Raw genomic sequence first — 22,456 nt, 5'->3', positions numbered from 1 at the left:
TGGCGGATCTTCCGCAGGTCCCGATGCAGTCCCAACCGCATGACGTCAATCGCCAAGGCCGTCCTCACACTGGAGCTGCAACGCTGAAGAAGCTCAGTAATCAAGCGGCTGACCAGCTGAACTTCGTTGTGCCCGACGGTTGTTCCGTCCCTGAGTCTCATGACCGTGAGGGACCCTGCGAGCCCAGCATGCTCCTCGACGAGGGTGGGCATCACCTGGATTTCCACGTTGCGCAACTGGCCAACCTCCAGCAAGTGTTCCAGTTGGCGGCGCATAACCATCTTGCCCCCGATGGGCCGACGAAGGACAGCCTCGTCCTGGACGACGGTCAGCAAGGGGGCGGGGTTCTGCCGAAGGATGTCTTGACGTGCCAGCCTCGCCGCAACCAGACGCTCGGTCTCGTCCTCCGAGTAGACTGGGCGCCGCACTGCATACAGAGCGCGCGTGTACTCCTCGGTCTGGAGCAGGCCCGGCACCACTCCGTTGTCGTACGACCCGATCTCCACCGCCTGGGATTCCAATTTGGCGAGATCCCGAACCTTCTTCGGATACCGCGCCCGCTGAATGTCCTCCTTCATCGCAGCGATTTTCCCACCCGCCCCCAGGACCTCGTCCGCCTTGTCCAAGAACTCCGGACGCGGAATGCGCGCACCTCGCTCGATCTTGTAGATCAGATTGGCGCCGTAACCCATCCGTTCGCCGAACTTGGAACGGTCGAGCCCGCTCGCCTCTCGCCACATTTTCAACTGGCGTCCCACCGCGGCGATGACCGCCCCCGATTCGTCCTCCGGGTCGAGTTCCCAGCTCGACTCGTCCATGCCGTCCGTGCCGTCCGTGCTCACTGCCACCTCCGCGGGACCGGGAGGACACGACGGGACGACCTTGGACAGCCGTCGTACACAGCGCCCTCAACTCTGTTCAGGTTACGCACGGATGGACACGCTGAGTCACGTGAATCAGGAAACCCGCCTCGTCGCCATGCTCCCGTCCACCCCGCGCGGAGCACGCGCCGCCCGCACCCTCACGGTCGACCAACTCGCGGATCAAGGACTTCCGTTCGAGGGAGCCGCGCAGGTCGTCGCCGAGCTCGCCGCAAACGCCGTGACACACGGCCGTGTACCCGGGCGGAGCTTCCGGCTCGCGTTGCGGATCACGGACGGGCCTACGCTGCGTATCGAAGTGTCGGACACCAGGCGGGAGTTCACACCGCTCGCAGCGCCGGCGGGGCCCGGGGCGGAATCGGGGCGGGGGCTCGTCCTCGTCGCCGCGTTCGCCTCGCGCTGGGGAATCGATCACGGGCCCGCGCCGCTGAAAACCGTATGGGCGGAAATGGATTTGGGGAGTCCGATTTCACCGGATCGAGGTTTCCACGACCCGGTGGGGCAGCGACCGGTTCCGCACGACATCTAAAGATAGATAACCGGGGGAAATAACCTCTCCATACCTCCCCCTCCCCTCTCACTCGGTCGGGTGAATCACCCCAACCGAGCTAGCGCATATGACAATTCGCCGGGCACTCTGACTCCCGACAACCCCATAAAACGCGTACGGCCCTCGTACGGGACTGGCATCCCGAGCGAGGGCCTGACCACAGCGGAAGAACGAACCTTCCCCATGGCTGACCAGCAGCTTAGCGCCCCTGCGCGCGTCCCGTCGGGCATCCGACACATCAACCACGACCACCGCCGCGGCTACGTCAAGATCGGCAACCATCTCGCCCAGCACCGCGAGCTGAGCCTGACCGCGATCGGCCTGGCCACGCACGTCCAGTCCGTCCCGGCGGGCAGCAAGGTCACCATCAAGGACCTTGCCGAGCGCTTCCCGGAGGGCGAGGTCCGCATCGCCGCCGCCCTGCGCGAGCTGGAGGCACACGGCTACCTGGCCCGTTTCCAGGAGCGGCTCCCGTCCGGGCGTGTCGTGACCTGCACGGTCTCGTACAACAACCCGCCGGCCAGGTCGGCGGAAACGGCGCGCGAGCGCCGCACGCCGGAGCCGTCCCCGGACCCCGAGCCCGAGCCTGCTCCCGATCCCAACCCGGAACCCGATCCGGAACCCGCTCCCGCCCCGGAGCATGCTCCCGACCCCGCCCCGGATGAGGAGCTGGCGGACGTCCCGGAAGCCGAGCTCCAGGCGAGGGAGCTACTGGCCCGCCTGCGGCTGCGTGATCCCCGGCTGGTGCTGTCCGAGCGCGACACGGTGCGGCTGGCGCCCGCCGCGGCGCTCTGGCTGGAGCGCGGGCTCGTACCGGGCGCCGTCACCGCCGCGCTGACGCGCGCGCTGCCCCAGACGGTGATCCACTCCCCGGCCGCACTGCTCGCCCACCGCCTGCGCGAACAACTGCCGCCCCGCCTCCCGGACCCCTGGGCGGCACACCCCGCACACCCCGCACACCCCGACCGCGAAGTCCATCCGCTCCGCTCCTGCGAAGAGTGCGACCGCGCCTTCCGCTCCCCCGCCCCGGGCCTCTGCACCGGCTGCACCCCGACGCAAGCCGCGGCGGCAGCCGCTGCTTAGGCTTTGATGTGCCGCGCGATGTCGGGTTGACTCGAGGGAGGCCGTGAAGAGTGTTCGAGTTGAATCTGCCCGTCGAGACACTGGAAGTACGGGGGCCGTTGTTCGCGGCTGGCGTGGTGTGGCTGCGGCTGGAAGGTACCGACTTCCCCGCGTCCGGTTGGCACGACAGCCCGCTCTCGGTCTTCGGCTCGCTCCGCACGGCCGTGCCTACCGCCTCGCCAGCACCCGCGCCCGCGCCGAACACGCCGAGGCGAGTTGATCTTGCCCTAACCGTCTGACGGCCCATCGCCGCCGAAGGAGGTCCCGGACGAGAATCGGAGACCAGACTGCCTGACGAAGGGGAGATCGCTGTGAGGAACACACTGAACTTGTGGCGTCAAGAGCTCGGAGAGGTGCCCGAGTCGGTCTGGCGGCGGACCGAGCTCGCCGTGCTGATCCTCGCTGACAACGGACTCACAGCCCTCCCGCCGGACATCGGGCAGCTCCACCAGCTGAAGACCCTGGACTTGGGTCACAATGCGCTGACGTCGGCGCCCGAAGAACTCGGCAAGCTGACCGAGCTCAGCGACTGCCTCTACTTGCACGACAACCAGCTGTCTCGGATCCCCGACTCTCTGGGAAACCTGACCCGGTTGCGTTACCTCAACGTCGGCGAGAACGCGCTCACCACCCTGCCAGAGACCATTGGTGGGATGAGCGGTCTCATCGAGTTCAGGGCGCAGCACAACCGGCTCACCAGCCTGCCCGACTCCATCGGCCAGCTCCGCTGCCTGCGTGAGCTGTGGCTCCGAGGGAACGCGATCGAGCGTTTGCCGTCGTCAGCAGCCAAGCTGCACGAACTGCGTCACCTGGACCTACGCGAGAACTCCCTGACCGAGGTGCCGGAGTCACTTGCCGGCCTCCCTCGACTGCGTCAGATCGACCTGCGGAGCAACAGTCTCGGCCAGCTGCCCGACTGGCTCGCCCTGATGCCATCGTTGGAGAAGCTGGATCTGCGATGGAACGGGGTCGATCCCTCCCTACCGCTCATCAGCGAGCTGGAGCGGCTGGGGTGCGTCGTCCTGACCTGACAGCGACGACCCGCTCGCGCCGCAGTCCCGTTACTTCTCGGGCTCTGGCTCAACTTCTGTGAAGTACTCACTGACAGTCAGATCTTCGAAGCGAGACGGCACTGATGAAGGTGTGTGGGGAACTGTGCCGAGGCGAGGAGAGGGGTTCGGTTGTTGAGTCCGGCGGCCGTGTGGTCGAGCCGTCATCCGCAGCAGATGAGAAGTCAGGGCTGCGAAGACCTCCGGGCCCGGAAGCCGTTGGCGTTGCCCACGCGGCGGAACCGGATTTGGCGAAGCCGTACGGCGTGCCCTCCCGTTACTCGGATGGCGTCCACCGGACGGCAGTGCCGTATGCGACGAAGTGCGTACTGAACTGGCCGACGTCCGGGACGATCGACACACCGAGCACACCGTCGGCACCAAGCCCGCGGGCCTCGCTCTGCATGCTTTCCACCGCTTCCATCACACTTTGCCGCCGGTATCCGGCGACGATGCCGAGAGCGGTGTGCGGGTGGGGCGGTGCAGGCACAGTCACGCTGTAGAAGCCAAGGCTGGCTTCCCGGGCAGCCCACTCCCGTTCCTGGCGTGCCTCGAATTCCTTCTTCTGCTTTCTATCCATCGCGCCATCCTCTCGCGCCCCTGAACGCGCGATCGACATCAGGCCCCTTGGCAACTGATGCCCGGCGCCATCACTCACGGTGCACGCTTCACGGAATGTGAGCCAGAGCCACTGCAGATGAACAAAGCCACTGGGGCGGCCGATCCGCCGGGGCGCCATCGAGCGGGCCATGACCTGTGGGGATGCAGGTGCGTCACCGGCCTGGCCTCGTGTGAGGACGAAGGTGAGCGGTCGGCAGCGGCCCTCGGCGGCGAGGTGACTACGAGCGCCGTTCCTGCCCCTCCGCTCCGGCGCACGGCTCGCCGTCGGCCCGAGGACAGCCGTGGCCCCATGCTGCACGCCCTACCCGGCCCCCGCATGCGCGCAGCGGCTCGGCCCGACCCGTCCTCGCGGCCCTCGCGGTCGCCCCGCACACCTTCTCCGATGCCGCACCCACAGGCGTCCGGTCGTCGGGACGCGCCACCGGTCGTACGGTGGATGGAGGCGCGCGCCCCCCGCAGCAGCCCGCGGCGGTGCACGTGCCCGCACTGGCCGCGCTGCACCCCGACCCCGAGGGGCGGGTGCCACGGGCGGCTCCCCACGACCCCCGACGAGGGGAAAACTCTGATGCGTACCAAGAACAGCCGGATCCGTCGCGTGTGCGCCGCCGCCTGTACCGTCCCGCTGCTCCTGCTCGGCGGCGCGGCCACCGCGATCGCCGTCCCGGCGACCGCCACGGCGGCGTCGACCTCCGTCACCCGCAGCGTGCAGCAGTCCACGCCGGACGAGATCCTCGCGCTGGTCAACGCCGAACGGGAGAAGGCAGGTTGCGAGCCCCTGACGGTGGACCCGCGGCTCGCGGCGGCCGCCCAGGCCCACGCCGACGACATGGCCGCGAACGGGCTGACCGCGCACACCGGCTCGGACGGGTCCAGCGACCTGTCCCGCATGGAGAAGGCCGGCTACTCGCCCGCCGGCCCGTCCTCGGAGAACGTCTCCGGACCGGGCCACGCCTCCTCGAAGTCCCACGTCGACGGCTGGATGGCCAGCACCAGGGGCCACCGGGCCGCCATCTTGAACTGCACGTACAAGCAGACCGGGATCGGCACGAACGGTGAGTACGCCGTCCAGCTCTTCGCCGTCCAGTCGAGGTAGCCGCACCGCTGATCCGGCACCGACCGAGGGGAAAGCCTTGCCGAGCGGTCCGGTACGGGGAGACCGGACCCGCCGGCGACGAATTCGGAGAGCAGGTACGTCCCCATGCACATGTCGACCCGAGTCGCCGGTGTCCTCACCGGCCTGGCCCTCGCCCTCGGCGGCGCCGCCTTCGCGGCCCCCGCCGCCCACGCCGACGTCACGGCCTGCATCAACCAGGTCGAGCGCGAACTGCAGGGCGGCGAGGCCCCGGACTCCGTCCGCATGGCCTGCTACGTCGGCCTCACCGGCGACCACGAGCAGTGCGTGTCCGGCCTGACCGGTGCAGGTGTCACCAACGGGACCGCCGTGAGCGCCTGCCGGGTGGCCCCCGAGTAGGAGTTCCACCACTCGTTTCCGAGAGCAGGTGTGTGCCCCATGCGCACGTCCACGTCGATCCGTATCGCCGGTGTGCTCACCGGCCTGACCCTCGCGCTCGGCGGCGCGGCCCTCGTCGCCCCGGCCGCCCACGCGGACATCCCCGCCTGCACGAACATGGCCGCGCAGGCGGGCGCCGAGGTCACCGACGCCGTCACGGCGTCCTGCCGGCAGGGCGTGAGCGGCGATCTCCAGGGCTGCGTGAGCGGCCTGACCGCGGCCGGCGTGCCCGGTGGCGCCGCCAACGGCGCCTGCCGGACGGCGGCCCTGGAACCGCGGTAGGGCCCGCGGGGTACCGGCAACGAACGTAACGCCCGTAGCGTCCGTTTTCCCTTCGGGGGAAACGGACGCTTTGCGCCGCCTCGGTCTTTTCGGGTCGATTTCGCCCATCGGCTGTCGTGACACCCCGGCCGCCCTGGCGCCCCAGGCAGCCCGACCGGGAAACAGTGACATGCGTCACGGCACATCCGTCACTGGTGGGCTTTCTTGACGGGGCGTTAACCCGCCGACATTTCGATATTTGTCCCTTTTGGAATCGACATTCCCCTCTCCGCCGGAAACGGAATCTGCGATACCGCTAGGCCCGTCCCCGACCGGCCAGGTCACAGCCGTTTCTGACCGCTCCTCAGACGGTTGCGGGAGTGACCAAATCGTGATGATGCACGATCACGGTCCCGATTCAAGCCGTGTGCCGACCGCCGCAGGCTCGTGATCAGCGGAAACTTGCCAGGCCATTCAGAGGCTTTTAAGAATGGCGGCCTCTTCGGCGCACTGTGATTCCGGCGCCGGAAGCTTCGCGATCACTGAATGAGGTCAGGCATGCAGAAGCATCGGAAGAAGACGTCCTACAAGAAGATAGTCATCGGTGTCGGCGCGCTCGCCATCGTGGGTGTTCCCACCGCCGCCATGGCCTGCTTCGACGGCCAGGACAACGGCCGCAGCAACGGCAACGGCAACGGCTGGGCGCGGACCGCGAGCCACCAGCAGCAGCGCCCGTGGCAGTGGCAGCAGACGCCGTCGGCCGCTCCGACCACCCAGGCGCCCGTGGAGGCACCGCTCCCGAGCGAGACGCCGAGCAGCAGCCCTTCCGAGGCCTCCCCCAGCAGCCCCGCCGCGACCACGCCGCCCGTGGTGCAGACCACGCCGCCCGCGCAGCCCAAGCCCGCGAAGCCGCCGGTCGCCACGAAGAAGCCGCAGGCGCCCGAGCCGTCGAAGCCGGCCGCCCCGCCGGCCTCCGGCGACGTCGCCCAGGTCCTCGCGCTCGTCAACCAGGAACGCGCCGCCGCCGGCTGCCAGGCCGTCTCCCTCAACGCGAAGCTGACGAAGGCCGCGCAGGACCACAGCGCCGACATGGCCGCCCACAGCAACATGTCCCACACCGGCTCCGACGGCTCGGACCCGGGCGCGCGGATCACCCGCGCCGGATACACCTGGAGCACGTACGGCGAGAACGTCGCCTACGGCTACAGCACCCCCGCGAAGGTCATGGAGGGCTGGATGAACAGCCAGGGCCACCGGGAGAACATCCTGAACTGCTCCTTCAAGGAGATCGGCATCGGCCTGGCGCAGCCCGGCTACTACTGGACGCAGGACTTCGGCACGGCGCGCTGACCCCGTGCCACCCCGGTCAGCCGGGAGCCGGGAGCCGGACAACGGCTTCCGGCTTCCGGCTTCCGGCTATGCGCCGTAGAAGAGTTCGTCCACCACGGCCCGGGCACGGCGGGTGATGCGGCGGTAGTCGTCCAGCAGCTCCCCGACCGTACCCTCCGCGTAGCCGAGGTAGCGGCCCACGGCCGCCAGCTCCCGGGCCTCGCTCGGGAAGGTGTCCCCGGCTCGGCCGCGCACCAGCATCACGGCGTTGCGGACCCGGGTCGCCAGGACCCAGGCCTCGTCCAGGATCTGCGCCTCCTCGGTCGGGATCAGGCCGGCCGCGTGCGCGGCCGCCAGGGCCTCCCGGGTACGGGTGGTGCGCAGGCCCGGTTCGGCCCAGGCGTGCCGCATCTGGATCAGCTGGACGGTCCACTCCACGTCGCTGAGGCCGCCGCGGCCGAGCTTGGTGTGCAGGGTCGGGTCGGCCCCGCGGGGCAGTCGCTCAGATTCCATGCGGGCCTTGAGCCGGCGGATCTCGCGCACGGCGTCCTCGCCGAGCCCCTCCATCGGGTAGCGCAGCGGATCGATCAGCTCGATGAAGCGGGCGCCGATGTCGGCGTCGCCCGCCACCGGTTCGGCGCGCAGCAGGGCCTGGCTCTCCCAGGTCAGGGACCAGCGCCGGTAGTAGGCGGCGTAGGAGGCCAGCGTGCGCACCAGCGGGCCGGAGCGGCCTTCGGGGCGCAGGTCGGCGTCGATGAGCAGCGGCGGGTCGGTGGTGGGCAGCTGGAGCAGCCTGCGCATTTCAGCGATGACGGTCTGGGCGGCCTTGGCGGCTTCCTGTTCGTCGACGCCCTCGCGGGGTTCGTGGACGAACAGGACGTCGGCGTCGGAGCCGTAGCCGAGTTCGTGGCCGCCGAAGCGGCCGACGCCGATGACGGCGAAGCGGGTGGGCAGCGTGTCGCCGTAGTGGCTGTGGACGGCGGCGCGCAGGGCCCCGGCGACGGTGGCGGCGGTGAGGTCGGAGACGGCTCCGCCGACCCGGTCGACGAGGGCTCCGTGGTCCTCCTCGGCCGGGTTGTCCTCCGTACCGTACGAGCCGATGATGTCGGCCGCGGTGGTGCGGAAGAGCTCGCGGCGGCGCACGCCGCGGGCGGCGGCGACGGCGGCCTCGGGGTTCTCGGCGCGGCCGACGGCGGCGAGGACCTCCTGCTCCAGGGCCTCGTGCGTACGGGGCTGCAGGCCTTCGGGGTCACCGAGCAGGGCCACGGCCTCGGGGGCGCGCATCAGCAGGTCGGGGGCGAGGCGGCCGGCGGACAGAACGCGGGCGAGGTTCTCGGCGGCGGCGCCCTCGTCGCGCAACAGGCGCAGGTACCAGGGGGTCTTGCCGAGGGCGTCGGAGACCTTGCGGAAGTTCAGCAGGCCGGCGTCCGGGTCGGCGGAGTCGGCGAACCAGCCGAGCATCACCGGCAACAGGGTGCGCTGGATGGCGGCCTTGCGGGTGACGCCGGAGGCGAGGGCTTCGAGGTGGCGCAGGGCCGAGGCCGGGTCGGCGTAGCCGAGGGCTTCGAGGCGCTGGCCGGCGGCGCGCGGGGAGAGCCGGGTCTCGCCGGGGGTGAGCTGGGCGACGGCGTCGAGCAGCGGCCGGTAGAAGAGCTTCTCGTGCAGGCGCCGGACCACGGAGGCGTGCCGGCGCCAGGCCTTGTTGAGTTCGGCGACGGGTTCGGTGCGCAGGCCCATGGAACGGCCCAGGCGCCGCAGGTCGTTCTCGTCCTCGGGGACGAGATGGGTGCGGCGCAGCCGGTAGAGCTGGATGCGGTGCTCCATGGCGCGCAGGAAGCGGTACGCGTCATGCAGTTGGGCGGCGTCGGCGCGGCCGACGTAGCCGCCGGCGGCGAGGGCGTGCAGGGCGTCGAGGGTGGTGCCGGAGTGCAGGGTGGCGTCGCTGCGGCCGTGCACGAGCTGGAGCAGCTGGACGGCGAACTCGACGTCGCGCAGGCCGCCGGGGCCGAGCTTCAGCTCGCGGTCGACTTGGGCGGCGGGGATGTTGTCGACGACGCGGCGGCGCATCTTCTGGACGTCGGCGACGAAGTTCTCGCGTTCGGCGGCCTGCCACACCAACGGGCTTATGGCGGCGATGTACTCGGCGCCCAGGGCCTCGTCGCCGGCCACGGCACGGGCCTTGAGGAGGGCCTGGAACTCCCAGGTCTTGGCCCAGCGCTGGTAGTAGGCCAGGTGGGAGGCGAGGGTGCGGACGAGGGGGCCGTTGCGGCCTTCGGGGCGGAGATTGGCGTCGACGGGCCAGATGGTGCCCTCGACGGTGGTCTCCGAGCAGATCCGCATGAGGTGCGAGGCGAGGCGGGTGGCGGCCTGGAGGGCCTTGCCCTCGTCGGCGCCGGGGGCCGCGTCGCCGACGAAGATGACGTCGACGTCGGAGACGTAGTTCAGCTCGTTGCCGCCGCACTTGCCCATCGCGATGACGGCGAGGCGGCACAGGGCGGCGTCCTCGGGGGCGGCGGCGGAGGCGATCCGCAGGGCCGCGCGGAGGGTGGCGGTGGCCAGGTCGGCGAGCTCGGCGGCGGTCTGGGCGACGTCGATGGTGCCGCAGACGTCGCGGGCGGAGATGGAGAGCAGGCAGCGGCGGTAGGCGACGCGCAGGCCGACGGGGTCGTGCGCGTCGGCGAGGCCGCGCTCGAACTCGGCGAGTCCGGGGTGCAGGTCGGCGGCCTCGTAGGTGACGAGGCCGAGCCAGTCGCGGGGGTGGCGGGCGAGGTGGTCGCCCAGGGCTTCGGAGGCGCCCAGCACGCCGAGCAGCCGGTCGCGCAGCGGCTTGGCGCTGACGAGGGTGTCGAGGAGCCCGGGCAGCTCGCCGTCGGGCTGGGCCTCGGCGAGCCGGACGAGCCCAAGGAGGGCGAGGTCGGGGTCGGCGGTCGCGCCGAGGGCGTCGAGCAGCACGGGATCGGCGCGTACGGCCGCCAGCGCGTCGGCGTCGAGCAGCCGGGCGGCGGCGGAGGGGTCGGTGAAACCGCTGCGGAGCAGCCGGATGAAGGTGCTGCTCCTGCGTCCCGGGACCGTCATCCCGCCGCCTCCCGCGGTTGTTTCCGCCACTGCCTGTCCGTGCTCGCCAGTGCGTGCCCGGGCTTGTCCGGCCTTGCGCCGCCCTGGCGGGCTCTGCTCCTGAGCCTAGGCCCTGGGACCTGTCGGCGGAGTCCCGCCCGGGCCGCGACGTAGGTTTGGGCGTGTCCGGATCAAATGTTCGACTCAACGCGCATACGATGCCAAGAATTCTCCGATCATCTGAATATTCGGCGCATGATCGGGGTACACCCCGCCGTCCTGCCAGAAGGAGCACCATGTCCGACTCCTGGCAGGGCCCCGGGGCCCGGGACCCGCAGGGCGCGCCGACCGGATCCGCCAGGGGGCAGCGGGCCCGGCCGTCCGAGCCCGCGCACCAGGAGTACGAGGGACACCACGCGGCACAAGAGCCGCACCAGGACTACCCGCAGCACGCATACCCGCAGCAGCACCCGCAGCACCCGCAGCACCCGCAGCACCCGCAGCAGCATGCGTACCCGCACCCGCACCCGCACCCGTCCTGGCGGATCCACCAGACCGCGCCGCACGCCGACTTGACCGATGCGGCCGGACCGACTGCCCCGGCCGAGCCGGTCGACCCGCTCGCCGTGGCCGAGTCCGCCGAAGCCGCCGGAGCGGCGGAAGCAGCCGAAGCGACCGAGGCCGCGGGAGCCTCCGGGGCCCCGGAGGCTCCCGCGGCCTCCGCCGCCTCCGAGGCCGACGGAGCCGCCGACGGCCGCCGTCCGGCGCGCCGCCCCGCCCGCGGCAAGGGCGGGGCCCGCCCGCCTCGCCGCGGCCGGGCCCGCCTCGTCAAGGTCGTCGCCTTCTGCGTGGTCACCGCCGCCGGCAGCCTTCTCCTCCTCCGGGGCAACGAACTCCTCGACCGCCTCGGCTCCACCGCCGTCCCCGACAAGGCGGCCGACACCCCCGCTCCCACCCCCGCCCCCGAGCCGCCCGACCCCGGCCGGGTGCTCCAGGTCATCGCGCACCCCGACGACGACCTGTACTTCATGAACCCGGACCTGCGGTACTCCATATCCGCCGGCCACCCCGTGACCACGGTCTACCTGACCTCCGGCGAGGCCGACGGCATCAACGCCGGCTCCGCCAAGGCGGCCACCACCAAGCCCGACAAGCCCGCCTATGCCGAGGCCCGCCAGAACGGCATCCGCGCCGCCTACGCCAAGATGGCCACCGGCGACCGCGGCAGCCCCTGGACGCGCACCGTCGTTCCGACCAGGGGCGGCGGACACGCCGAGGTCGACGTCCTGGTCGCCAAACCCCAGGTCAACCTCGTCTGGTTGCAGCTCCGCGAGGCCGGCACCGTCTACGGCAACGCCCCGGACAGCCTGCACGGCCTGTGGGACGGCAAGATTCCCCGTCTGGACTCCATGCTCGCGTCCGGCACCCCGGTCACGCAGAAGTTCTCGTACACCAAGGACCAGGTCGTCCAGACCCTCATCGGCATCCTGGAGCAGTACCGGCCGACCACCGTCCGCTTCCAGGACCCGACCCCCGGCCGGGATCCCGGCACCAAGCGGTACGCCGACCACCAGGACCACTTCTACGGCGCCCGGTTCGTACAAATGGCCACCGCCGCCTACGCCGAGAGCGTCACGGACCGCCCGCACTTCGCGGTGCAGAACTACGCCGGCTACATAAACGGCTCGCTCCCCAGCACCCTGGACCCGAACGAGGCCAAGGAGAAGCTGGACATCCTGGGCACCTACGCCTGGCTCGACCAGCAGAACCACTGCAACAGCCCCGCCGGCTGCGGCGACCTCAAGATCTCCGACCAGCCGGGCGGCAACCGGTGGTCGAACTCCATCAACTACACCCGCGGCACCGGCACCAGTTGGCTGACCTCCGACGCGGAGCACGGACTGTGGGCCTTCAAGGTGCTCGACGGCCAGGTGGCGCTCTGGCACCGGCCCGGCCCCGTCGGCCGCTGGAAGGGCCCGGACCTACTCCCCGGCACCGGCATGGACCCGGGCGTGAGCACCGTGACCCTGGCGGACGGCCGGACGGCCGCCTTCGGCACCCGCACCTCCTTCGGCGCGAAGCCCACCGACTACAAGCGCGAGGTCGTCTACGTCGTCCAGAAGCAGCCGGGGTCCGAGGAGTTCACGGAGTGGCAGTCGCTCGGCACCCCCGAGACCGCCGACGAGACCTGGACCTCCGACATCAGCGCCCCGGCCGTATCGGTCGACGGCACCGGGCAGTTGGCGGCGTACGTCCGCGACGGCGCGTCCAGCCTGCGCGGCCGGGTGCAGCGGGCGGACGGCAGCTGGGGGCCCTGGGAGAAGTACGGCGGCACCGACCTGCACGGCTCCCCGGCCACCGCGACCGACGGCGCCGGTCGGCGCATGGTGTTCTCCGCCACCTCCACATCGGTGGTGGGCTGGGTGCAGCCGAAGCCGGGTGACCCGCTGGGCCAGGTCACGGCGACCGGGCTGCCGGACACCACGCTCCCGCTGACCGCGGACGGCCGCGAGGGCGGGGTACGGCTGTGGTTCCGCAAGCCCGGCTCCGGCAACGTCCGTACCGCCCTGATCACGGGTGAGGGCGGGCTGAAGGTGAGCCAGATGACCGACCTCGGCGGCCTCCAGGGCTTCGGCTCGGTGACGGCGAGCGGGCACGTACTGGCGGGCCGCACGGCGGGCGGCCAACTGGGCTCGGAGGCCGGGCCGGGCCGGCCGTGGGAACGGTCCCCGCTGATGTTCGTCGGCGCGCCCTCCTCCACGATGACCGGCAAGGGCCTGGTCAGCCTGGCGGTGGTGGGACTCGACGCGCGGCTGTACGTGACCTCCTCGGCCGACGTGCCGAACGCGCACCTGGCGCCGTGGCAGCCGGTGGGCCCGCGCAACGCGCCCCCGTTCCCCTAAGGGGTCCCATACGCCAAGTCCGTAGGCGGACGAACAACGTCCGCATTTAGTTCCTGAATTGCGCGGGTCATCCGCGAATTCGGTGAACCAAATCCGCCGTTGTGCCCTCTCTCTGACTGTTCGACGCTTTCTCCCGACCAGAACGAGCCCGAGGCGTGACCCGATGCCCGTGACCCGTCGCCGCTTCGCGGCCCTGCTCACCGTGCTGACAGCCGGCACCACCGGCGTGCTCTCCGTGGCCGGCGGCCAGCAGACCACCGCCCAAGCCACCCAGGAGAGGCACCCGGCCGCGGCCCGGCCCGCGAGCGTCACCGCCGGTTCGGTCGTCCAGATCGTCGCCCACCCCGACGACGACCTGTTCTTCATGAACCCGGACCTCAGCCGGTCCCTGCTGTCCGGCACCCAGGTCACCACCGCCTACCTCACCTCCGGCGAGTCCGACGGCCGCAACGAAGCCCACGGCGGCGCCGCCTCCGACCCCGAACAGCCCGCCGACCGCGCCCACTACGCAGAAGCCCGGCAGAACGGCATCCGCTCCGCGTACGCGCAGATGGCCACCGGGGACCGCACCAGCGCGTGGAAGCGTACGGTCATACCCACCGCCGGGGGCGGGCAGGCCGAGCTCGACGTCCTCATAGCGAAGCCGCAGGTCAACCTGGTGTGGCTGATGCTCCGGGAGGCCCGCAGCACCGGCGGGGACACCCCGGAGAGCCTGCGCGGCCTGTGGAACGGCCGGATACCCGCGCTGGACGCCCAGCTCACCTCCGGCACCCCGGTGAAACGGCCGTTCACCTACACGAAGGACCAGCTCGTCCAGGCGGTGGTCGAGGTCCTGGACCGCTACCGGCCGACGACGATACGGATGCAGGACCCGACGCCGAACCGGTACGGCGAGAACGGGACCGGCCGCTACACCGACCACCAGGACCACATGTACGGGGCCCGCTTCGCACAGGCCGCCACCGCCGCCTACGCCGCCCAGGTCAGCAGGCGCCCGCACTTCACGGTCCAGAGCTACCTCGGCTACCACAACAGCACCCTCCCGCACGCGCTGGACCCGCAGACCGCCGAGACCAAGACCGGCTTCCTGAAGACCTACGCCTGGCAGGACCACCAGGACTACTGCGGCAGCCCGTCGGGCTGCGGCGACCGCAAGGTCGCGGGCAACCCGACCGGGCGCAACTGGGCCCAGTCGCTGCGCTACACCCGCGCCGACCACACCTCCTGGCTGACGGAGGGAACGCCCGGCCGCCTGTGGGCCTTCGCGACGCTGGACGGCCAGAGCGCGTACTGGACGCGCAACGCCGGCGGCGACTGGGCGGGCCCGGTGTTCCTCCCGGGCACGGGCATCGACCCGGGGGCCACCGCCGCCCGCCTCCCCGGCGGCCGCATCGCCGTCCTCGCCACCCGCACCACCTTCGGCCCCACGCCCGCGGAGTACCGGCGCGAGGTCGTGTACGCCGTCCAGCCCGTGCCCGACGGCCCGTTCGGCCCGTGGCAGTCGCTCGGCACCCCGGAGCGCACCGACGACGAGGGCACCTCGGCGATCAGCGCGCCCGCGGTGTCCGTGGACGCGCGGGGCCTCCTCACCGTCTACCTCCGCGACTCGCGCCGCACCCTGCGCGCGAGCACCCAGCAGCCGGACGGCAGCTTCTCGGCGTGGGAGCGGCTCGGCGGCGAGGACCTGCAGAGCGACCCGGTGACGGCGATCGACGCGGCCGGGCGGCGCCACGTGTACGCGACCACCACGACGTCCGTCCTGGCCTGGACCCAGCGCACCCCGGACACCCCGCTGCTCGGCCCCGCACCGACGGGCCTGCCCGCCACCACGGTCCCCCTCTCGGCCGCCCCGGACGGCGCGGGCGTCCGCCTCTTCTTCCGCCGCCCGGACTCGGGTGTCGTCCGCACCGCGCTGGTCACGGCGGGCCCTTCGGTCCGGCCCCAGGTCTCCAGCGTCACGGAGGCGGGCGGGCGCGCGGGCTACGGCGCGGTCGGCGCTGCGGGCCGCCTCATGGTGGGCCGCGCGGACAGCGGCACCATCAGCACCACCGGCCTCGGCGGCCCCCCGGCATGGGTCGAATCCGGCATGCTCTTCGCGGGCGCCCCGTCGGCCGTCCTCGAACCCTCGGGCACCATCACGACGGCGGTGCTGGGCCTGGACGCCGAACTCCACACGACGACGACCCCCACCACCCCCACCACCCCCAACCGCCCCACCTGGCACCGCGCGGTCCACTGACGCCGTCCTGGCGGTGGCTGGAGGGACGCTCGGCGCCAAAGGATGCTGGCTCGACCGGCAGGGCCCGAAAGGGGCGACCTAACCGTGCGGGCCGCGGGTCGCTTCGGCGCGGCGGAAGGCTTCTTCGCAGGTGCGGCCGGAGTGGGTGGCCGTCAGCGAAAGGGTGTCGATGAGGCCGCCGTTGGTGAAGTGCAGGCGCCAGGGTCCGCTCTTGAGCGCCACCCCCGGAGCCGGCCCGCCCCGGCGGGCCGTGACCTGCCAGCCGCGTTCCTCCAGAGCGGTTTCGAGAGCCGCCAGCCGTCCGTCGTCGGCGGGGCCGTCGCCCGTCCAGTCCGCGATGCAGTCGGCGAGCTCCCCCTGCTCCGCGGGGTACGGGGCGCCCGGGGTGAGCCCGGCCGCAGCCGCGGCGGCGGCGAGCTCCGCCGCGACCGTGGCCCGCGAAGGATCTCCCCCGGCGCGGGCCGCAACCTCCGCCCCGGCGGGCTCCCGAACCCAACTGCCGTCGAGCCCGTCCTCCTCGGGCGAAGCCAGCACGGCCCCGCCGACCCCGAGCACCCCGGCGAACACCGCAACGCCCACGACGGCCGCCCCCACACCCCAGCCCTTGCGCCTACTCAAACCACTTCTCCCACACCCGTATGACCGTCGCCTGCCCGGACGGGAGCAACATGCTAGGTGCTGCCGGCCCCTGATCCCTCGACCCCGACTCGTACTGGGGGGCCATCACACCGGCCGGAGCCGTCGCGGCAAAGGCCGCTGGGCCGAACACCGCCCCTCAGTGGGCCAAGGGGAATCCGGCGAAGCCGTCCTCGGTCTGGTGGACGAGGTACACGTTCTGCGATGCCAGCAGGTCCTTCACGTCCTTGCTCGGCTCGCTGGGCAGCAGCACGGCCACCCTCAGGCCCTCCGGGTCGGGGAGGTGCCTGCGGTAGTCGGCAAGCTGACCGATCGCCATGCGGATGTTGGTGCGGGTGGTCAGCCCCTTGGCCTCGTACAGCACGTGATCGGTCATGTCGTACAGGTCAGGGGTGAGGGCGCCCACCTCACCGGCGATGGTGATCTGGAAGGACTTGTGCAGGTGCCCAGCGGCCTCGAGGTCCTTCTTGAACGCCTCCATCAGCAGGCCCTCACGACGTAGAACGGTACGAGGCCCTCCGGGAACGTCAGCGATCGTCTCCGAGGTGGTGTGCTGCTCGGACTTCTTGTCCTTCACGCTGGTCTGCGCGGGAATCACCGGGACCGTGTCCACGTCCTCCACGTCGTTGCCGGCCGCCGGCTTGAGCCAGTCCTCTTCCTTCCATGCCGGCGACGACCCCGGAACCGGCCGAAGCCGGAACACCAGAGCGTTGCGCATCTTGTGGTCCTGGCCCGGGCCGCGGCGAATCACGACGGGGTTGATCGGGTCCACGGTCATCTGCCCGATGTACCTCTGGCGCATGGCGCCGCTACCACCCGGCACCTTGCCGTGCGCGACGAACAGGTGCAGTTCACGACCGTCCTCGACGTGGTACCGCAGGGACTTGTTGCGGCTCTTCATCTCCTGGTCACCGTTGGCGCCGTAGCCGGTGTACAGGTACAGCGGACCGTACTCGTCGTCCTCGGCGCGGCCGTCGAAGGTGTAGCCGTACTCCTCGCCCGCGGAAGGGTCGGAGTAGACGAACACCTTCTTCGCCTCGTTGGCCGGCTCGATGCCCTGGTACTTCCCACCGCCGAACGCAGCCACGACCTCATCACGCGTGGTGATCCTCCCGGGCACAAGCTCAAACGTCGTCGTCATGGTCACGACCATAAGCAGCCCCAACGGCACCCCGGCACCGCATTTCCAGGACCACGCAATCGGATGACCCCCTCTCGGTCCGCCGGCCCAGGGTCAGTGAGACGGCTCCGGGCCGGTGGTCGTCGACCACCGGCCCGGAGTGTCGTACGTGGCCCGCAAGGGCGCTGACCTGGCCTTACAGGACCGGGAGGTTCTTGCGGAGCTCGAAGGCCGTGACCTCCGAGCGGTATTCCTCCCACTCCTGCTTCTTGTTGCGGAGGAAGAAGTCGAAGACGTGCTCGCCGAGGGTTTCGGCGACCAGTTCGCTGCGTTCCATCAGGGAGATGGCCTCGCCGAGGTTCTGCGGGAGGGGTTCGATGCCCATCGCGCGGCGTTCGGCGTCGGAGAGGGCCCAGACGTCGTCGTCGGCGCCCGCCGGGAGTTCGTAGCCCTCCTCGATGCCCTTGAGGCCGGCCGCGAGGAGGACCGCGTAGGTGAGGTACGGGTTGGCGCCCGAGTCGATCGAGCGGACCTCGACGCGCGAGGAGCCCGTCTTGCCCGGCTTGTACATCGGGACCCGGATCAGGGCCGAGCGGTTGTTGTGGCCCCAGCAGATGTACGAGGGGGCCTCGCCGCCCGCGCCCGCGCTGCGGGAGGAGCCGCCCCAGATGCGCTTGTAGGAGTTGACCCACTGGTTGGTGACCGCCGCCGTCTCGGCGGCGTGCTTCAGCAGGCCCGCGATGAAGGAGCGGCCGACCTTGGAGAGCTGGTACTCGGCACCCGACTCGTAGAAGGCGTTGCGGTCGCCCTCGAAGAGGGAGAGGTGGGTGTGCATGCCCGAGCCGGGGTATTCGGAGAACGGCTTCGGCATGAAGGTGGCCTGGACGCCCTGTTCGAGGGCCACCTGCTTCATGACCAGGCGGAAGGTCATGATGTTGTCGGCCGTGGAGAGCGCGTCGGCGTAGCGGAGGTCGATCTCCTGCTGGCCGGGGGCGCCCTCGTGGTGGCTGAACTCGACCGAGATGCCCATCGATTCGAGCATGGTGATCGCCTGGCGGCGGAAGTCCATGCCCACGTTCTGCGGGGTGTGGTCGAAGTAGCCGGAGTTGTCGGCCGGGACCGGGCGGGTGCCGTCCAGCGGCTTGTCCTTCAGCAGGAAGAACTCGATCTCCGGGTGGGTGTAGAAGGTGAAGCCCAGGTCGGAGGTCTTGGCCAGGATGCGCTTGAGGACGTAGCGCGGGTCCGCGAAGGACGGCGAGCCGTCCGGCATCAGGATGTCGCAGAACATCCGGGCGGTCCCGGGGGCCTCCGCGCGCCACGGCAGTATCTGGAACGTGCTCGGGTCCGGCTTGGCGATCATGTCGGACTCGTAGACCCGCGCGAAGCCCTCGATCGCGGAGCCGTCGAAACCGATGCCCTCGTCGAAGGCCTGCTCCAGCTCCGCCGGCGCGACCGCGACGGACTTGAGGAAGCCCAGTACGTCGGTGAACCACAGGCGCACGAAGCGGATGTCGCGCTCCTCAAGCGTCCGGAGGACGAATTCCTGCTGCTTGTCCATGCCTTCATCCTCGCAGTTCAGACGGCCCGTGCACCACCGCCTCGACCGTTGGGGCACAGTCGGGCGCGCCCAGTATCGCCAGTCGTGGTTTCCGCCACATTACGCACCCGGGAAAGCTCGCGGCACCCCCGCACTGACCTGGGAGCCGTCATGAGCATTACCATCTGCGCCCATGGGGGGCCGGCAGCACATGCAGTCGGGGCGTCGCGGACGTCCCGGGGTTCGGCGTGCCGTCCTGCTGGTCGTCTTCGCGGTGCTGGCCGGCACGGTGCTGCTGTGCGCGCGGTCCGGCGAGTCGCACGTCCCGTGGCCCGGTGCGCAGGTACAGCAGGCGGCGGCGGGTGGAGGGGCGCAGGCACCGGCACACGCCGTTTGCGTGTCTCCGTACGACCTGCCCGGCTGCTCGCCGCGCACGCGCGTCACGCCGGGTGTGCTGCCCGTGCCGCCGCCCGCCGTGACCGGCTCCGTGGGTGCGCCGGCGCCCGCCGCGATCGCCTCCGGGGCATCGCGGATCCGGCTGTACGGGGCTCCGCCGCGCGCCCCTGACCTGTATGCCCTCCAGGTGCTGCGGACCTGAGTGGTCCGGTTCGGTTTCGCGTTCATCCACCCCCCTCAGCAGAAGGAAACCAGGGCACATGGCCAGCAAGTCCGGCAGGACCAACCAGCACACCGACCCGAACTCCCGTCAAGCACGCATAGCCGAGATGCGCCGCGCCGACCAGATCAAGGAGCGGCGCAACAAGGCCATCGCGATCACGACCGCATCGGCCGTCGTCGTGGGCCTCGTCGGCTTCGGCGCCTGGGTGCTGATCGGCCAGAAGCAGGAAGAGCAGCGCAAGCAGGCGGCCGCGGAGAAGATCCGCAAGGAGGCCGAGGAGATCCGCAAGCAGCCGGTCTCGGGCGAGCAGCTCTGGGACGCGAAGACGCTGGGCCGCAACCACGTCGAGACCCCGGTGAAGTACGAGATGAACCCGCCGGTCGGCGGCGACCACCACCCCCGCTGGATGAACTGCAACGGTGACGTCTACAAGAACCCGGTGCCGGAGGTGAACGCCGTGCACTCGCTGGAGCACGGCGCGGTCTGGGTGACGTACAACGAGAAGGCCCCCAAGGCCGACGTGGACAAGCTCGCCGCGACCGTGGGCAAGACCCCGTACACGCTGATGAGCCCGGTCAAGGAGCAGACCGGCTCGATCATGCTCAGCGCGTGGGGCAAGCAGGTGACCGTGGACAGCGCGGACGATCCGCGGGTGTCGCAGTTCTTCACGAAGTACGTGCAGGGCGAGCAGACCCCGGAGCCGGGCGCGGCCTGCACGAGCGGGCTGGCCGGCAAGTGAGCCGGCCGGCCGGCGCCGACCGCCCCGTCCCCCGTACGTACTGGGTCGCGGGCACGGCCGTCCTGCTGGCCCTGCTGTTCGCGGCTGCCGCCACGGTGGCCGCCGCGAACGGCGGTGGTTCCGCGCATCCCGGTCCGTCGGACCGTACGGCGGCGCCCCGCACTCCGGGGCTCCGGTCGCCGGACGCGGGCTTCGCCCGGGACATGGCGGTGCACCACCAGCAGGCGGTGGAGATGTCCTTCATCGTCCGCGACCGCACCCAGGACGAGGCGGTGCGCACGCTCGCCTACGACATCGCCAACACCCAGGCCAACCAGCGGGGCATGCTGCTCGGCTGGCTGGACCTGTGGGGGCTGCCGAAGGTGGTGGCCGGCGAACCGCCGATGTCCTGGATGGGAACCTCGGGCGGCCACGGCGGTAGCGGCGGGCATGCGGGGCACGGTGGCGGCGCGGACGCCGCCAAGCCCGGTGCGTTGATGCCGGGCATGGCCACCAAGGAGGAGTTGGACCAGCTGGGTGCCGCCTCGGGCAGGGACGCGGAGGTGCTCTTCCTCCAGCTCATGACCGACCACCACAAGGGCGGCGTCGCGATGGCCGAGGGCTGTGCGCAGCAGTGCGAGACCCCGGTCGAGCGGGCGCTGGCGCAGGGCATGGTCGACGCGCAGCGCTCGGAGCTCACCTTGATGGCGGACATGCTGCGGCAGCGCGGAGCCGCGCCGCGCGGGTGACGGGACACGCCCGTACCGTGGTGAGAGGCGCCCTCTCACCCGTACGGGCGTGCTCCACCGTGTGGACGGCGGTGGGACGGCCCTGTGGACCACCGTGTGAACCGCCGTGTGGACCGCCGTGTGGACCGCCGTGTGGACCGCCGTGTGGACCGCCGTGTGGACCGCTTGTGGGACCCGTACCGGCCCGTGGGAGACCGCCGCACCGGACGCGCCCGCGCCCGGTGTCGAACGGCGTGCTCAGGAGGTTCAGCGATGACCACTGCCGCAGACATCATGCACCCCGGGGCCCAGTGGATTCCCGCCACCGAGACCCTCGACCGGGCCGCCCAGCTGATGGCCCGGCTCAATGTGGGTGCCCTGCCCATCAGCGACGCCGAGGAGCGGCTGTGCGGCATCATCACCGACCGCGACATCGTCGTGAACTGTGTGGCGAAGGGCCACGACCCGGCGAAGGTCACCTGCGGCGACATGGCCCGGGGCACCCCGCGCTGGATCGACGCGGGCGCGGACGTCGGTGACGTGCTGGAGGAGATGCAGAGCCACCAGATCCGCCGGCTGCCCGTGATCCGGAACAAGAAGCTGGTGGGCATGATCAGCGAGGCCGACCTCGCCCAGCACCTCTCCGACGACCAGATGGCCACCTTCGTGGAGAAGGTCTACGCGCGGGTCTGATCCTGCCCGGCCGTTGCCAGGACCGCCCGGGCCACCTGGCCCGGGCGGTCCAGCATGACCAGGTGGCCGGCGGGTTCGGCGACCTCGAAGCGGGCGCCGAGCAGGTCGGCGAGGTCCGCCTGCCGGGACAGCCAGCGCAGGGCCGAGCGTCCGGCCGAGCCGTCGTGACCGGCCAGGACGGTGGTGGGGGCGGCCAGCGGGTGCGTGCCCCGCAGGACCTGCAGCTCGGCGGCCATGTCCAGGTAGCGGGAGTTCTCCAACAGGGCGCCGCGCCAGACCCGGCCGGTGCGGTAGCAGCGGCGTACGAGGTCCCGTGCGGCCGGGTCGGAGCCGCCGGTGCGGGAGGCCCGTACGGTGACGCGGCGGAGCAGCGGTCCCAGCGCGGCCGGCAGTCCGGCGGCGGTCACGGCCCGGCCGAGCGACCGGGCGGCCCCGGTGCGCAGTGCGACGGGCAGGGCCGCGTGCGGGGCCTCCTCGGTGCTGCCGTCGACCAGGACGAGCCCGGCGGTGCGCTCCGGGTACAGGCGGGCGAAGGCTTCGGCGTGGAAGGCGGCGATGGAGTGCCCGACGACGGTGACGGGCCCGGCCGCGCGGGCGCCGAGCCCCAGCGCGTCCAGCAGCCCGGCGATGCGGTGGGCCTCCCCGGCGGTGGTGGGCGGCTCGGTGGCGGGGCCGCTGAGGCCGTGTCCGGGGCGGTCGAAGCGGACGACGGTGCGGCCCGCGGCGACGAGCGGTGCGACGACCGGGTCCCAGTCGAACCAGGCCATGGCGAGCCCGGCACTGAGGACGCACACGGGCCCCCGGCCTTCGACGACGACGTGCAGCGGAACCCCGTCGACGCGGTGGGCGCCGTTGCCCCCGCCGACCCCTTCGACGCGGTCGATGC

19 protein-coding genes and 2 pseudogenes are annotated in these 22,456 nt (G+C 71.4%); 14 read left to right on the top strand and 7 right to left on the bottom strand.

Translation table 11 applies throughout. The annotated features are described in order from the left end of the window. Window positions 1–87: pseudogene (locus ACIQK6_RS33385) on the top strand (IS5/IS1182 family transposase); the annotation flags it as partial. A 5-nt stretch (window positions 88–92) separates the two neighbouring features. Here the strand turns inward: ACIQK6_RS33385 and ACIQK6_RS33380 are convergent. After that, a pseudogene (locus tag ACIQK6_RS33380) lies at window positions 93–818 on the bottom strand (helix-turn-helix domain-containing protein); the annotation flags it as partial. A 115-nt stretch (window positions 819–933) separates the two neighbouring features. On the opposite strand from ACIQK6_RS33380, the gene ACIQK6_RS33375 reads away from it, so the two are divergent. The 3 genes from ACIQK6_RS33375 to ACIQK6_RS33365 all read left to right on the top strand — a co-directional run bounded on the left by ACIQK6_RS33375 (window position 934) and on the right by ACIQK6_RS33365 (window position 3,584). Beyond that, window positions 934–1,410 carry an ATP-binding protein gene (locus ACIQK6_RS33375; protein WP_402696347.1) on the top strand — a complete coding sequence of 159 codons (477 nt, stop codon included), beginning with the start codon at window positions 934–936 and terminating at the stop codon, window positions 1,408–1,410. Between the two features lie 204 nt (window positions 1,411–1,614). Next, window positions 1,615–2,514: a helix-turn-helix domain-containing protein gene (locus ACIQK6_RS33370; RefSeq protein WP_329102644.1), complete on the top strand. Its 900-nt coding sequence runs from the start codon at window positions 1,615–1,617 to the stop codon at window positions 2,512–2,514. Window positions 2,515–2,858: 344 nt separating this feature from the next. Next, the gene (locus ACIQK6_RS33365) at window positions 2,859–3,584 is read left to right on the top strand and encodes a leucine-rich repeat domain-containing protein (protein WP_402696354.1); all 726 of its coding nucleotides are present in this window, start codon (window positions 2,859–2,861) and stop codon (window positions 3,582–3,584) included. A 295-nt stretch (window positions 3,585–3,879) separates the two neighbouring features. Here ACIQK6_RS33365 and ACIQK6_RS33360 read toward each other — a convergent pair whose 3' ends face one another. Then, on the bottom strand, window positions 3,880–4,353 hold the full coding sequence (locus tag ACIQK6_RS33360; RefSeq protein ID WP_402696345.1) for a heavy metal-binding domain-containing protein: 474 nt from the start codon (window positions 4,351–4,353) through the stop codon (window positions 3,880–3,882). A 435-nt stretch (window positions 4,354–4,788) separates the two neighbouring features. On the opposite strand from ACIQK6_RS33360, the gene ACIQK6_RS33355 reads away from it, so the two are divergent. The 4 genes from ACIQK6_RS33355 (at window position 4,789) to ACIQK6_RS33340 (ending at window position 7,344) form a co-directional block, all read left to right on the top strand. Continuing rightward, entirely contained in the window at window positions 4,789–5,316 is a 528-nt protein-coding gene (locus tag ACIQK6_RS33355; RefSeq protein WP_329102641.1) for a CAP domain-containing protein, read from the top strand. Between the two features lie 111 nt (window positions 5,317–5,427). Continuing rightward, entirely contained in the window at window positions 5,428–5,694 is a 267-nt protein-coding gene (locus ACIQK6_RS33350) for a hypothetical protein (protein ID WP_329102639.1), read from the top strand. A 39-nt stretch (window positions 5,695–5,733) separates the two neighbouring features. Beyond that, window positions 5,734–6,015 carry a hypothetical protein gene (locus ACIQK6_RS33345; RefSeq protein ID WP_329102637.1) on the top strand — a complete coding sequence of 94 codons (282 nt, stop codon included), beginning with the start codon at window positions 5,734–5,736 and terminating at the stop codon, window positions 6,013–6,015. Between the two features lie 537 nt (window positions 6,016–6,552). Then, entirely contained in the window at window positions 6,553–7,344 is a 792-nt protein-coding gene (locus ACIQK6_RS33340; RefSeq protein WP_402696343.1) for a CAP domain-containing protein, read from the top strand. Window positions 7,345–7,410: 66 nt separating this feature from the next. Here ACIQK6_RS33340 and ACIQK6_RS33335 read toward each other — a convergent pair whose 3' ends face one another. Next, a complete protein-coding gene (locus ACIQK6_RS33335) occupies window positions 7,411–10,398 on the bottom strand; it encodes a bifunctional [glutamine synthetase] adenylyltransferase/[glutamine synthetase]-adenylyl-L-tyrosine phosphorylase (protein ID WP_329102634.1) in 2,988 nt (995 codons plus the stop codon). A 275-nt stretch (window positions 10,399–10,673) separates the two neighbouring features. Between ACIQK6_RS33335 and ACIQK6_RS33330 the strand changes: the two genes are divergently transcribed. After that, the gene (locus tag ACIQK6_RS33330; RefSeq protein ID WP_402696342.1) at window positions 10,674–13,280 is read left to right on the top strand and encodes a PIG-L family deacetylase; all 2,607 of its coding nucleotides are present in this window, start codon (window positions 10,674–10,676) and stop codon (window positions 13,278–13,280) included. A 163-nt stretch (window positions 13,281–13,443) separates the two neighbouring features. Further along, window positions 13,444–15,519, top strand: coding sequence for a PIG-L family deacetylase (locus ACIQK6_RS33325; RefSeq protein ID WP_402696341.1), 2,076 nt, complete (start codon window positions 13,444–13,446; stop codon window positions 15,517–15,519). Between the two features lie 78 nt (window positions 15,520–15,597). Here ACIQK6_RS33325 and ACIQK6_RS33320 read toward each other — a convergent pair whose 3' ends face one another. The 3 genes from ACIQK6_RS33320 to ACIQK6_RS33310 all read right to left on the bottom strand — a co-directional run bounded on the left by ACIQK6_RS33320 (window position 15,598) and on the right by ACIQK6_RS33310 (window position 18,833). Then, the gene (locus ACIQK6_RS33320; RefSeq protein ID WP_329102626.1) at window positions 15,598–16,137 is read right to left on the bottom strand and encodes a hypothetical protein; all 540 of its coding nucleotides are present in this window, start codon (window positions 16,135–16,137) and stop codon (window positions 15,598–15,600) included. A 157-nt stretch (window positions 16,138–16,294) separates the two neighbouring features. Beyond that, window positions 16,295–17,296, bottom strand: coding sequence for a hypothetical protein (locus ACIQK6_RS33315; protein ID WP_329102624.1), 1,002 nt, complete (start codon window positions 17,294–17,296; stop codon window positions 16,295–16,297). Window positions 17,297–17,471: 175 nt separating this feature from the next. Beyond that, window positions 17,472–18,833: a glutamine synthetase family protein gene (locus ACIQK6_RS33310; RefSeq protein ID WP_030717411.1), complete on the bottom strand. Its 1,362-nt coding sequence runs from the start codon at window positions 18,831–18,833 to the stop codon at window positions 17,472–17,474. A gap of 172 nt (window positions 18,834–19,005) precedes the next feature. On the opposite strand from ACIQK6_RS33310, the gene ACIQK6_RS33305 reads away from it, so the two are divergent. From ACIQK6_RS33305 to ACIQK6_RS33290, 4 genes are all read left to right on the top strand, one after another. Further along, the gene (locus tag ACIQK6_RS33305) at window positions 19,006–19,410 is read left to right on the top strand and encodes a hypothetical protein (protein WP_402696340.1); all 405 of its coding nucleotides are present in this window, start codon (window positions 19,006–19,008) and stop codon (window positions 19,408–19,410) included. 58 nt (window positions 19,411–19,468) lie between these two features. Next, window positions 19,469–20,170 (top strand): DUF3105 domain-containing protein, encoded by a 702-nt coding sequence (locus ACIQK6_RS33300; protein WP_402696338.1) that lies wholly within the window; start codon window positions 19,469–19,471, stop codon window positions 20,168–20,170. Beyond that, a complete protein-coding gene (locus ACIQK6_RS33295; protein WP_329102620.1) occupies window positions 20,167–20,898 on the top strand; it encodes a DUF305 domain-containing protein in 732 nt (243 codons plus the stop codon). Before ACIQK6_RS33300 ends, ACIQK6_RS33295 begins: the two co-directional genes overlap by 4 nt. A 252-nt stretch (window positions 20,899–21,150) precedes the next feature. Then, window positions 21,151–21,570, top strand: a complete 420-nt coding sequence (locus ACIQK6_RS33290) for a CBS domain-containing protein (protein ID WP_329102617.1) — start codon at window positions 21,151–21,153, stop codon at window positions 21,568–21,570. Here the strand turns inward: ACIQK6_RS33290 and ACIQK6_RS33285 are convergent. After that, entirely contained in the window at window positions 21,555–22,454 is a 900-nt protein-coding gene (locus ACIQK6_RS33285; RefSeq protein ID WP_329107983.1) for an alpha/beta hydrolase, read from the bottom strand. The two genes, ACIQK6_RS33290 and ACIQK6_RS33285, sit on opposite strands and share 16 nt — an antisense overlap. Window positions 22,455–22,456 lie beyond the last annotated feature (2 nt).

Origin of the sequence: Streptomyces sp. NPDC091682 (assembly GCF_044756625.1) — a bacterium.
In the GTDB taxonomy this organism is placed as follows: domain Bacteria; phylum Actinomycetota; class Actinomycetes; order Streptomycetales; family Streptomycetaceae; genus Streptomyces.
Note: the sequence above shows the minus strand (reverse complement) of the source record. Positions and strands in the feature narration are given on the sequence as shown.

Coding starts and splice junctions, on each gene's coding strand:
- ACIQK6_RS33375 (WP_402696347.1), top strand. CDS start 934: ATGGACACGCTGAGTCACGTGAATCAGGAAACCCGCCTCGTCGCCATG.
- ACIQK6_RS33370 (WP_329102644.1), top strand. CDS start 1,615: ATGGCTGACCAGCAGCTTAGCGCCCCTGCGCGCGTCCCGTCGGGCATC.
- ACIQK6_RS33360 (WP_402696345.1), bottom strand. CDS start 4,353: ATGGCCCGCTCGATGGCGCCCCGGCGGATCGGCCGCCCCAGTGGCTTT.
- ACIQK6_RS33355 (WP_329102641.1), top strand. CDS start 4,789: ATGCGTACCAAGAACAGCCGGATCCGTCGCGTGTGCGCCGCCGCCTGT.
- ACIQK6_RS33350 (WP_329102639.1), top strand. CDS start 5,428: ATGTCGACCCGAGTCGCCGGTGTCCTCACCGGCCTGGCCCTCGCCCTC.
- ACIQK6_RS33345 (WP_329102637.1), top strand. CDS start 5,734: ATGCGCACGTCCACGTCGATCCGTATCGCCGGTGTGCTCACCGGCCTG.
- ACIQK6_RS33340 (WP_402696343.1), top strand. CDS start 6,553: ATGCAGAAGCATCGGAAGAAGACGTCCTACAAGAAGATAGTCATCGGT.
- ACIQK6_RS33335 (WP_329102634.1), bottom strand. CDS start 10,398: ATGACGGTCCCGGGACGCAGGAGCAGCACCTTCATCCGGCTGCTCCGC.
- ACIQK6_RS33330 (WP_402696342.1), top strand. CDS start 10,674: ATGTCCGACTCCTGGCAGGGCCCCGGGGCCCGGGACCCGCAGGGCGCG.
- ACIQK6_RS33325 (WP_402696341.1), top strand. CDS start 13,444: ATGCCCGTGACCCGTCGCCGCTTCGCGGCCCTGCTCACCGTGCTGACA.
- ACIQK6_RS33315 (WP_329102624.1), bottom strand. CDS start 17,296: ATGACGACGACGTTTGAGCTTGTGCCCGGGAGGATCACCACGCGTGAT.
- ACIQK6_RS33310 (WP_030717411.1), bottom strand. CDS start 18,833: ATGGACAAGCAGCAGGAATTCGTCCTCCGGACGCTTGAGGAGCGCGAC.
- ACIQK6_RS33305 (WP_402696340.1), top strand. CDS start 19,006: ATGGGGGGCCGGCAGCACATGCAGTCGGGGCGTCGCGGACGTCCCGGG.
- ACIQK6_RS33300 (WP_402696338.1), top strand. CDS start 19,469: ATGGCCAGCAAGTCCGGCAGGACCAACCAGCACACCGACCCGAACTCC.
- ACIQK6_RS33290 (WP_329102617.1), top strand. CDS start 21,151: ATGACCACTGCCGCAGACATCATGCACCCCGGGGCCCAGTGGATTCCC.